Here is an 11259-nt window from a genome sequence, read left to right as displayed (position 1 = left end):
TCACTTTTTAGCAGAACCTCTGATGAAAAGCTCATCTACTGTGGTACCCAATGCAGAGGCGATGTCAAACGCTAATTGTAAAGTAGGGTCGTATTTATCATTTTCAATTGCATTGATGGTTTGTCTGGATACCTTACAGAGTTTAGCCAGCTCTTCCTGGGATAACTTCGCTGATTTTCTTAATTCCTTAATTTGATTTTTCATTTAATCGCCATATCTTTTCCTGTAAAAGAGTAAGGTTACCAGATATATAATGGAAATCACCGTCAGAAACGATATCGGCGAAAATCCATTACCATTATAAGAAGTATTCCCCTGAATAGTGAGATAAATTGACTCTGCCACTTCTAAAATCAGCATACCTATAACGACGATAAAGGCATATGATTGAGCTTTCGTGTTGATAAACTTCCTTCTTTCATCACCCTTTTGAGAAAAGGGTGCAAAAAACATCAAAATTCCGCAAACCAACAATATGCCTGAATACACAATTTTAACCCAATCCATTTTTGTTCCCTCCTTATAAAAGATGTCAAAAGTATTTGACACTTTTTATTGTAACATTAGCTTCAAAAATGTCAAATACTTTTTACATTGTAAAATTTTTCTATGAAATAATAACTAATCTTTTTGAAAGGCTGTTTTCGTAGATATTGTTATTTTCCTACTCACGTTTATCAAAGAATAATACCCAATAAAAGATAAAGCGTAGCTTCTAATAATGGGGATTCCGTAAGATGTATAAGCGACCGTTCAGGCACATTCTTTGAGCGAACAGTCGGTAATAAATCGCTATTAACGACCGAACTGGTGATTTTTCTGAGTGAACAGTAGCTAATAAGGGTTATTAACGACCGGACTGGGTATTTTTCTGAGTGAACAGTCGCTAATAAAGGCTATTAATGACTGGACCGGTCATTTTTCCAAGCGAACGGTCGTTTATCACTATTACATCTTCCTAGCAGTCAAAGCAACAATCCTTTAGAAAAAGGCTCTGTTAAACGATAATGTTGATTTTTTTAACTCTGTTGATTGGAGCGGAAGGCGCTCGACTCCTGCGGGAGTATGGGGCTGGGGAGAACCCCGCAGGCGCTAAAAGTGCCGAGGAGGCTCCCCGGCACGCCCGCGGAAAGCGAGCGACTGGAGCGGATATCAACAGCAAAATTTAACAGAGCCAAGAAAAAAGAGCCTTTGAAATTTCTAAAAAGTAAAAACTGAAAATTACAAATAATACTGTTTTATTATAAATACATTTATTTCTTTTCTTTGTATCCTTAAGGAGATAAAACCATTTGGAGGGAAAAAAATGAGGAAAACAAAAAGATATTTTAAGTACTTCATAACATCCATCATGCTCATTCTATTACTCGCTGCCTGTAACAGTAATTCAAGCAGTACTAGCAGTAATGGCAGCAGCGATGAGGGGAAAAAAGATGAAAAAATTGTGGTAGGCTTCTCGCAAATAGGGGCTGAGAGCGGCTGGAGAACAGCAGAAACAGAATCCGTCAAAGATACTTTAGGGAAAGATCCCCGATTTGAATTGAAATTCTCCGACGCCCAGCAAAAACAGGAAAATCAAATTAAAGCGCTTAGAAGCTTTATTGCTCAAAAAGTAGATGTTATTGCCTTAGCTCCTGTAGTCGAATCTGGATGGGAAACTGTATTGAAGGAAGCGAAGGATGCCAAAATTCCTGTTATCTTATTAGACCGCACCATTAATGTAAAAGATGAGTCACTGTATACAAGCTTTATTGGTTCTGATTTTATTCTTGAAGGTGAAACCGCTGCCAACGAATTAATCAAACTCATGGGGAAAGATCAAGAAGTGAATATCGTAGAATTACAGGGAACGGTTGGGTCTAGTGCGGCCAATGACCGGATGAAAGGTTTTGCGAATGTCCTAAAGGAAAACCCAAGCTATAAGATTATTAAAACACAAAGTGGAGATTTTACCCGGGCAAAAGGAAAAGAAGTCATGGAAGCCTTTTTGAAATCAGATGGAAAGAATATCGATGCCGTTTATGCACACAATGATGACATGGCACTCGGTGCGATTCAAGCCATTGAAGAGTATGGATTAAAACCTGGAGAAGACATCAAAATTGTCTCAGTCGATGGTATCAAAGATATATTTGAAGCAGTGGCAGCAGGCAAATCGAATATTATCGTGGAATGCAATCCATTACTTGGACCGCAGCTAGTGCAAGCGGCCCTGGATTTACAAGATGGAAAAGAAATCGAGAAATGGATTAAGACAGAAGAAACGTTCTTTGCGGGAAAAGAGGCAGCTGAAAAAGCATTACCTTCACGAAAATATTAATAGATTCGGAGAAATCGAAATTGTGAACCCACAATTTCGATTTTTTTTTAATAAAGACTCATGTTGATTTTATTTACTTTGTTGATTGAAACGGAAATCAACAGCCACATTTACAGAATACAAGCAAAAGAGATTTTATAATATTAAAAATATTTAAAAATTAATTCAATTTTGTTAATATTATTAATGAATGAACAGAAAGGAGGTATAGACGTATAGAATTCAACATGCTATCCCATTTGAAGAACGTTAGCATCCGCTATAAGCTATTATTCTACTTTATCGTCATCATTATTTTATGTATTTCAACCTTAAATATATTAGGCGGAAATATTTATAAGCAATCATTGGAAGACCAAGCAAATTCCTATACGGACCAGATGCTTGAGCATGTATGGAATACCATTGAAACGACGATTCAAGAAAATGATAATATTATGTATTATTTAGCAAACGAAGATTCTGTAAAACAGTTTATGGAACAGCCAAATGACACGGCCAATACGTTGACGGCTGTAAAAGAACAAATACGAGTATATCAGGAACGCCATCCAGAAATAGCTGGCACGGCTTTAGTGAATCAATATGACGAATTTGTTAGTAATGAAATGGTTCGAGTTTCGAGAGATCCACTAACAGAAGAGTCATGGTACAAAAAGGCTGTCAATGCTCCTGGAAAATTACATCTCATTAGTAATCCGATTGGCAGAAACCTTAAAAATCAGAATAGCTATCAAGTGAATAATGTACTATCCCTTGTAAAAGCAGTTGAACATCCAATAACCAAAGAAGTGGTTGGGGTCATCTTAATTGATTTAAAGTTAGACTTCATTAAAAACGTCATTGAATCGATCAAGATTGGAAAAAGTGGATTTATTTTTATAACAGACAAAGATGGAAACGTTGTCTACTCTCCTGTCAACTCAACGGTTTACCACATTCATCCCTCTTGGATTGCACAAAAAAAGTCACCGCCGATAGAAAAAGAGATTGATAATCATAAGTTCCAAATCATTTATAACACCATTCCAGATATCAATTGGAAGATTGTGGGTGTGTTCTCGCTAGACGAAACAACGGAGGTTGTGTCAAAAGTTCAAGGCTATACATTCATCATCGCCATTGTGACCTTGATTGTGGGCTCTGTAATGTCCTTGTTTTTTGCAAGCAGCATTACAAAACCAGTAAAGAAACTCATGAATTTAATGGGAAAAGTGGAAGAAGGCAGATTCGACCTAAGATTCGAGGCAAAATATAAAGATGAAATTGGCCAGCTGGGCATCAGTTACAATAAGATGATCCAGCAAGTGGAAAAGCTCATTGAAATGGTCTATCAGGAACAAAAGAGCAAAAGGGAAGCAGAACTTAAAATTTTGCAGGCGCAAATCAAACCTCACTTTTTGTACAATACACTCGATACAATCCAATGGATGGCACAGGAATACAAAGCCAATAAAATTGTAGAATTGGTGAATGCACTGACCACCTTGTTCCGGATCGGCTTAAATAAAGGAAACGAATTTATCACCTTAGAAGAAGAAATGGAACATGTCAAAAGCTACTTGATTATTCAGATGACCCGTTATGAATCCAAAATTGAATATGAAATGGACCTCGATGAAAAAGTGAAACATTACCAAATTCTGAAACTTACGCTGCAGCCGCTTGTAGAAAATGCTATTTATCACGGATTAGAAATAAACGGGGGAAAGGGAAAATAACGATTACGATTAGGCAGGAAAATGAGGGGATTGTATTATCTGTCAAAGATACCGGGATGGGGATAGATAAAGAGAAACTCCATCAATTAAATCAATCGTTAGAAACCATGGGTGATGAACATAAAAAAGGCTATGGTTTATACAATGTGAACGAACGAATTAAGTTGACACATGGAGCACCTTTTGGGATAAGGGTAGAAAGTGAATACCAAGTTGGGACAGAAATCATTGTATTACTCCCTGTAATAATATAAAGCGTTTCCAATTTTGTTGATAAATGAAGGGGTGGGTTCATCTTGTGGAACTTATTGATTGCCGAGGATGAGACAACGATAAGAAGAGGGTTGAAGTCTGCAGCGAACTGGGAGGATTACTATATTCAAATAGTAGGGGAGGCCGAAGACGGAGAGATTGCATTAGAAATGGCAATCGAACGCAAGCCTCATATCTTATTTGTGGATATTAATATGCCTTTTTTAAATGGGCTGGATTTGATGAAAAAGTTAAAAGAACATCTTCCAGAATCTATTTTTATTGTCATCAGCGGGTACGATGAATTTAGTTATGCACAGCAAGCCATTAAAATGGATGCATTTGACTACTTATTAAAGCCTGTGAATAAAGAAGAATTGGTAAAGACCGTTCAGAGGGCTATCACCATGCTCGAGAAGAATACTAGAAGTAAACAACTAGATTTACAGTTAGAAGATAATAAACTTCTACTGAAGGAAAAATTTTTACAAGAATGGGCAGCAGGTAAGGTTTCGGTCGAAGAAGTGGCCAGACGCAGCCAATTACTAAATATTCATTTAGGAAACCATGTAGGAATGAGCCTGTTCAAAGTGGTCAGCGAAATTGATGAAAGTGCAACCCAGGAACAATGGAGTGAGGCACTGCTAACCTTTTCATTTAAAAATATCATTCGAGACTACTTGAAAGCGTATCCATCATCTGAATGCTTCGAAGACCAACTGGGGAATATGATCCTCCTTGTGCCAAATATTGAAATGGAAGAACTGATTCGTGTAAACCGGGAGATTAAGGAGTACACCCAAAAGTTTTTTGGTAAAATGATTATCTGCATCGAGAAAATGATGACCAATGATAGGGAGTTTCCCTCACTGTACAAAAGGTTAAAAGATGAGATCACCGCCTACCATAGTTTATCGCCAATGGTCATCTTGGCGAAAGACTATATCGATCATCATTATTCCGAGCATAGCCTTTCATTAGATGAGGTGGCTGAGAAGGTTCAAGTAAGTCCCACCTATTTAAGTAAGAAAATCAAAACAGAGCTAGGCGTTTCATTTATTAACTACTTAACCAAAGTGCGAATCAATAAGTCACTGATGTTAATGAAAGACCCTTATCTCAAAATCTATGAAATTGCGGATCTGGTCGGATACAGCACCCAGCACTATTTTTGTAACGCCTTTAAAAAAGTAACCGGTATTTCTCCCACCGTGTATAGGAGCGGTGCAAAAACGTATGAATAAAAAAATCATTTATGGAACCGTATTCATTGGGACGAGCATGTGTTTGTTCATTTTCTATATGTTAACTCAAACGGGGTCCAGTGGCAGTGCATCAGAAAATCAAGAAGTAGATTATGTGATTGGGGTATCTCAACCAAATTTGCTTGAACCATGGCAGGTCCTTATGAATGAGGAATTAAAAACCGAAGTAGCCAAGCACGATAACATCAGGGTAATTTATACCGATGCTGCCCAAAGTACCAAACAACAAATTAAAGACATTCAAACGTTAAAAACATACGGCATTGATTTATTAATTGTTTCGATTGATGATTCCTCCGACTTAACTCCCGTCATTTCGGAAATGTACAAAGATATTCCGGTCATTGTTCTAGGAAGAGGGGTTACAGGTTACGATTATACTCTCTACATAGGATCGGATTATTATTTTATTGGAGAAATGGCGGCCGAAGTGGCAATGGATTTGCTGGGTAAAGACGGTGGGAAGATTGTTGAAATCCAAGGTTTAACCAATGCTTTTCAGGCAGAGGAGAGGAGTAAAGGGTTTCAAGAGACCCTGCTTCAAAATTCAGCTTATAAAATCAGTGATGTCCTAGTTGCCAACTGGCAAAAAGATTTTGCCGAAGACAAATTAAAGGAAGTTCTCATGCGGCGGCAAGATCCACCAGACTTGGTGTACGCCCATAATGATGCCATGGCATTAGGAGCCTATCGCGCCATCCAATCATTAGGACTTCAGGATATCATCATCATTGGAAGTGATGGCGTAAATAAGCCAAATGGCGGGCTGCAATTAGTAAAAGAGAAAAAAATCAATACCACCTTCATTACACCAACTGGCGGCAAGGAGGCCATCCAGTATGCGATTGAGATTCTCGAGAATAAAGAAGTGATTCCGAAAAAAATCATCTTAAGAAACCATGAGGTGAATGAAACCAATATTGATGAATATCTCGATGAAAAGGAGATACGAACAAGTACCAAAAATGAGAAGAACATAAAACTAACGCTTGGATTTGCCCAGGTTGGGAATGAAAGTGAATTTCGGGCTGCGAATACTCAGTCCATAGTCAATGCAGCAAAAGAAGCAGGAGTTAAACTCATTTTAAAAAACGCGGATAACGATCAAGAAAAGCAAATCGAAATCATTCGAGAGTTTATTAAGCAAAAAGTGGATGTCATTGCCTTTGCCCCGAAAATAGAGAATGGCTGGGAAGAGGTACTGCAAGAAGCGAAGGACGCAGGTATTCCCGTCATTCTTTCAGACCGGGAAATTAAGGTAAGAGATTCCTCCTTATGGACCTCGTTTATTGGCTCCGATTTTGTAGAAGAAGGGAGAAGAGCGGCCAGATGGTTAATCGGCGAATCCGGACAGGAGAAAGAAGCGGTTCATATTATCGAAATTGAAGGGACTCGTAATTCTGCTCCGGCAGAAGGAAGAAAACAAGGTTTTGAAGAAGTGCTGGATGAGAATCCAAACTTTACTTTCCTTGAATCACTGCCAGGGGATTTTACCCTGGAAAAAGGGAAAAAAATGATGGAAAAGGTGCTTAAAAAGTACGGGAAAGAAATAGATGTCGTTTATGCTCATAATGACGATATGGCCATTGGAGCGATTGAAGCCATAGAGGAATTTGGTCTAAAGCCTGGCGTCGATATTAAGGTCATCAGCATCGATGCAACGAAAAAAGCTTTCAGTGCCTTGAGCACCGGAAAATTAAACTTCGCCGTCGAATGTAATCCCTTATTAGGGCCGCAGATTATGAAATCCGCAAAAGATTTAATGCTGGGAAAAGAAATTCCCATGAAAATCATCACCGCTGAACGAACGTTTACGCAAGAGGAAGCAAGAAAAGAAATTAAAAAAAGAAGCTATTAAAAGGACGAAAGGCCAAGTATGGTGAAGTACTTGGCTTTTTATTATTCCATTTAACTGAAAATTATAAAAAAAGACTCTTTATTTTAAATACAAATAGAAATGGCTTATTTATACTAAATCTAAGCTTTCATTGACTTGGATTTATGCTATGAAATTGAGATAAAGCAGGTGTTGCGAATGAGTTCTGAAATATTACTAAGGGCGGAAGGAATATCGAAAAGGTTCCCAGGGGTAAAAGCATTGTCGAACGTCCATTTCCATTTACGGAGAGGGGAAATTCACTCGCTCATGGGGGAAAATGGAGCGGGAAAATCGACGTTAATCAAAGTATTAACGGGTGTCTATGAAAAAGACGAGGGTACTTTCTATTTGGATGATCAAGAAATCAATCCGGTTTCGCCCCAAGATGCCCAACGCTTAGGGATTAGTACTGTGTATCAAGAAATCAACTTATGTGAAAACCTCTCGGTAGCGGAAAATATCTTTATCGGCAGAGAACCAAAGAAACGTGGAAGAATTGATTGGAAAGAAATGAATCGAAGGGCGGAGACCATTCTATCCGAACGGCTCAAAATCAATATTGATGTAACGAAAATCTTATCATCTTATTCCACTGCCATCCAACAAATGGTCGCGATTGCCAGGGCTGTGGATATTTCAAGTGGTGTCCTGATACTGGATGAGCCGACTTCCAGCTTAGATAAAAACGAAGTCAAGCAATTATTCGAAGTGATGAAGAAACTAAAAAATGAGGGAATGGGGATTGTCTTCATTAGTCATTTCTTAGATCAAATCTTTGAGATTACCGATCGAATCACCATCTTGAGAAACGGGGAGCAAATCGGTGAATATTTGACCAGCGAGATTTCCAGAACCGAACTAGTGTCAAAAATGATCGGCAGGGAATGGGGAGGAGACTCTCTCCAAGAGCATGCGAGGGCAGGGAAGGAAGCTCAATCGATATTAGTTTCAGCACAACAAGTAGGCAGAAGAGGGATGATTAACCCGATTGATTTTAACTTGAAGAAAGGGGAAATTTTGGGGTTGGCCGGGTTATTAGGCTCAGGAAGAACGGAGCTTGCCAAAGTTCTTTTCGGGATTGAAAAGGCCGACCAAGGAGTGCTGATGATCGATAACCAGCAAATCCGCTCCATGACACCAAAGGCAGCTGTAGATAATGGATTAAGCTTCTGTCCGGAAGACCGGAAAGTGGAGGGAATTGTCAATGATTTATCAATCCGGGAAAATATTATTCTAGGCCTGCAAACAAAGAGGGGATTGATGAAGTATATCCCCATGAAAGAGCAGCGGGAAATCGCTCAAAAATACATTAAGTTGTTAAATATTAAAACACCGAATATGGAGCAAAGAATTGAAAATCTGAGTGGCGGAAACCAGCAAAAGGTCATCCTGGCAAGATGGCTGGCAACCAATCCTAAACTATTAATCTTAGATGAACCCACCAGGGGAATCGATGTCGGGTCTAAGGTGGAAATCCGCAGGTTGATTATGGATTTGGCCGCCCAAGGGATTTCCATACTGTTTATTTCTGCAGAACTCGAGGAAATGGTTGCCTGCTGTGACCGAGTGATCGTTCTTCGTGATCGAAATAAAATTGGGGAATTGAGCCGCGCTGAGATGAGCGAATCTAGAATCATGGATATGATTGCGGAAGGAGACCGGATACATGAAGCATAAACTTTACCTGTTTTCTCAGATGAAAATATTTTGGCCGCTGGTGGCTCTCGTCATCCTCCTTCTGTTTAATTTTTTTTTAATACCAGGATTCTTTTCCATCCAGGTAAAAAACGGACATTTATTTGGAAGTTTAATAGACATTTTAAATCGGGTCATGCCGCTATTAATCATTTCGCTCGGGATGACGCTTGTGATTGCGATGGAAGGAATTGATATCTCCGTAGGCTCGGTCTTAGCCATCTCGGGTGCACTCGCTGCATCCATGATGGAAAACTCATCTGTTTGGACAGCGCTTCTGGCAGCAGTTGCGGTGGGGATCATTTGCGGCTTTTGGAATGGGCTGTTAGTATCCGTTTTTGAAATCCAGCCGATGATTGCGACATTGATTCTGTTGACTGTTGGCCGGGGAATTGCCCAATTAATTACGGGCGGACAAATTCTAACGATTGACAACGACCTCTATCAATACCTTGGATCAGGGTTTTTATTAGGATTACCGTTTCCGATTTATATTGGTGCGGTGATTTTTCTCATCATGATGTATTTAAAGAAACGAACCGCGATGGGTCTGTTCCTGGAATCGATTGGTAACAACATGACAGCCAGTAAGTTTGCAGGCATCCAGCCAAGGAAAATGATTCTATTGGTTTATACCATCTCTGGTATATGTGCGGCACTTGCCGGAATTGTGGTGAGTGCAAACGTGAGCAGCGCGGATGCCAATAATGCCGGATTATGGATCGAGTTGGATGCGATTTTAGCCGTTGTGATTGGGGGAACGTCCATGCGTGGCGGCCGATTCTTTCTTGGAGGAACCATCATAGGCGCCTTTTTTATACAAACGCTATCCACCACGATTTATTCGTTAGGGATTAATCCGCAAATTGTCATGGTGGTAAAAGCCATCGTGGTCATCTTAGTCTGTTTATTCCAATCCCAAGAATTTAGAAAAGTATTTTTAAAGTTAAAAAAGAAGAAGGTGTCCTTCTCATGAAATCAGTGAAGTTTGGTTTAAAAGAGAATCATATTTTCATCATTGCCACCACCTTGCTCATCCTTCTGTTATATGGATATGGTTCCTTTTCATTCACTGGGTTTTTCAGCACCCAGGTATTCTTGAATCTATTCATTGACAATGCCTATTTAATCATCGTTGCCACTGGTTTGGCCTTTGTCATTATTACAGGTGGAATTGATTTATCGGTCGGAGCATTAGTAGCTTTTATCAGCATGGTTTCCGCATCCTTATTGGAGCAGGGGGTCAATGCCTATCTGGTAATCCTGTTGACATTGTTGATTGGAATCCTTTTTGGTGCCTTTCAAGGCTATATGATTGATCGTTTTGATTTACATCCTTGGATTGTCACGCTTGCAGGCATGTTTTTAGCAAGAGGGGCAAGCTTTCTGATTAGCACAGACAGTATCGTGATTTCTAATGAAACCTATAGCAGCATCTCGGGGATCAAAGTCTATCTGGCGGGAGATAGTTATGTTTCGATAGGTTCTATTGTGGCCATTGTGGTGGTCATCATAGCGATTTATATGGCAAAGTTTACGAAATTTGGGCGCAATGTCTATGCCATCGGCGGGAACGTCAAATCAGCGAAGTTAATGGGATTGCCGGTCAAACGGACCATCATCATGGTTTATACACTATCCGGATTTTGTTCTGCCTTAGGTGGTTTGGTCTTTACCTTGTATATGCTGTCAGGATATGGATTGCATTTAATGGGGATGGAGATGGATGCCATCGCTGCCTGTGTTATTGGCGGGATTTTGTTGACAGGCGGATTTGGCTATTTAATTGGGCCAACACTGGGCGTCCTAAGTATGGGGATCATTCAAACCTTGATTATGTTTCAAGGAACCCTTAGTTCCTGGTGGACGAAGATTGCGGTCGGATTTCTGCTGTTTCTATTCATCCTGTTGCAGCGTCTGATTGTGATGAGAAGGAGTAGAAAGAAAGTCATTCGACTCGATAAAGTGAGGAAGCCCCTTCCTGTTCATCCGCAGCCAGCACCAACTGATTATAAGTCCTGAACCATGTTCGAATTGAAAGGAGCTGAGCCTGATTAAAATATTCTCGTTTCATCGTTTCATAGAGTTCATTCAGTAGATAATAGGGGTGTTCATATTGAGAAAAAA

Annotated in this window: 10 protein-coding genes; 8 read left to right on the top strand and 2 right to left on the bottom strand. The window is 39.6% G+C overall.

The window, feature by feature from the left end:
• Entirely contained in the window at positions 1-204 is a 204-nt protein-coding gene (locus ACY8D0_RS15480; RefSeq protein ID WP_462411427.1) for a helix-turn-helix transcriptional regulator, read from the bottom strand.
• The gene (locus ACY8D0_RS15475) at positions 205-507 is read right to left on the bottom strand and encodes a hypothetical protein (protein WP_462411426.1); all 303 of its coding nucleotides are present in this window, start codon (positions 505-507) and stop codon (positions 205-207) included.
• Between the two features lie 799 nt (positions 508-1306).
• Between ACY8D0_RS15475 and ACY8D0_RS15470 the strand changes: the two genes are divergently transcribed.
• The 8 genes from ACY8D0_RS15470 to yjfF all read left to right on the top strand — a co-directional run bounded on the left by ACY8D0_RS15470 (position 1307) and on the right by yjfF (position 11154).
• Positions 1307-2320 (top strand): ABC transporter substrate-binding protein, encoded by a 1014-nt coding sequence (locus ACY8D0_RS15470; RefSeq protein WP_462411425.1) that lies wholly within the window; start codon positions 1307-1309, stop codon positions 2318-2320.
• A 239-nt stretch (positions 2321-2559) separates the two neighbouring features.
• Positions 2560-4041: a cache domain-containing sensor histidine kinase gene (locus ACY8D0_RS15465; protein ID WP_462411424.1), complete on the top strand. Its 1482-nt coding sequence runs from the start codon at positions 2560-2562 to the stop codon at positions 4039-4041.
• A complete protein-coding gene (locus ACY8D0_RS15460) occupies positions 4011-4295 on the top strand; it encodes a sensor histidine kinase (protein ID WP_462412472.1) in 285 nt (94 codons plus the stop codon). Before ACY8D0_RS15465 ends, ACY8D0_RS15460 begins: the two co-directional genes overlap by 31 nt.
• 42 nt (positions 4296-4337) lie before the next feature.
• Positions 4338-5537: a response regulator transcription factor gene (locus tag ACY8D0_RS15455; RefSeq protein ID WP_462411423.1), complete on the top strand. Its 1200-nt coding sequence runs from the start codon at positions 4338-4340 to the stop codon at positions 5535-5537.
• Complete coding sequence (locus ACY8D0_RS15450) at positions 5530-7416, top strand: substrate-binding domain-containing protein (protein WP_462411422.1); 1887 nt, start codon at positions 5530-5532, stop codon at positions 7414-7416. The genes ACY8D0_RS15455 and ACY8D0_RS15450 overlap by 8 nt, the downstream gene beginning before the upstream one ends.
• A 177-nt stretch (positions 7417-7593) precedes the next feature.
• A complete protein-coding gene (locus ACY8D0_RS15445) occupies positions 7594-9114 on the top strand; it encodes a sugar ABC transporter ATP-binding protein (protein ID WP_462411421.1) in 1521 nt (506 codons plus the stop codon).
• Positions 9104-10108, top strand: a complete 1005-nt coding sequence (locus ACY8D0_RS15440; protein WP_462411420.1) for an ABC transporter permease — start codon at positions 9104-9106, stop codon at positions 10106-10108. Before ACY8D0_RS15445 ends, ACY8D0_RS15440 begins: the two co-directional genes overlap by 11 nt.
• On the top strand, positions 10105-11154 hold the full coding sequence (gene yjfF / locus ACY8D0_RS15435; RefSeq protein WP_462411419.1) for a galactofuranose ABC transporter, permease protein YjfF: 1050 nt from the start codon (positions 10105-10107) through the stop codon (positions 11152-11154). Before ACY8D0_RS15440 ends, yjfF begins: the two co-directional genes overlap by 4 nt.
• Positions 11155-11259 lie beyond the last annotated feature (105 nt).

The sequence above is a fragment of the Neobacillus camarae genome (assembly GCF_054950115.1).
This window is presented reverse-complemented; position numbering and strand designations above follow the sequence as displayed.

Coding starts and splice junctions, on each gene's coding strand:
- yjfF (WP_462411419.1), top strand. CDS start 10,105: ATGAAATCAGTGAAGTTTGGTTTAAAAGAGAATCATATTTTCATCATT.
- ACY8D0_RS15480 (WP_462411427.1), bottom strand. CDS start 204: ATGAAAAATCAAATTAAGGAATTAAGAAAATCAGCGAAGTTATCCCAG.
- ACY8D0_RS15440 (WP_462411420.1), top strand. CDS start 9,104: ATGAAGCATAAACTTTACCTGTTTTCTCAGATGAAAATATTTTGGCCG.
- ACY8D0_RS15470 (WP_462411425.1), top strand. CDS start 1,307: ATGAGGAAAACAAAAAGATATTTTAAGTACTTCATAACATCCATCATG.
- ACY8D0_RS15445 (WP_462411421.1), top strand. CDS start 7,594: ATGAGTTCTGAAATATTACTAAGGGCGGAAGGAATATCGAAAAGGTTC.
- ACY8D0_RS15450 (WP_462411422.1), top strand. CDS start 5,530: ATGAATAAAAAAATCATTTATGGAACCGTATTCATTGGGACGAGCATG.
- ACY8D0_RS15475 (WP_462411426.1), bottom strand. CDS start 507: ATGGATTGGGTTAAAATTGTGTATTCAGGCATATTGTTGGTTTGCGGA.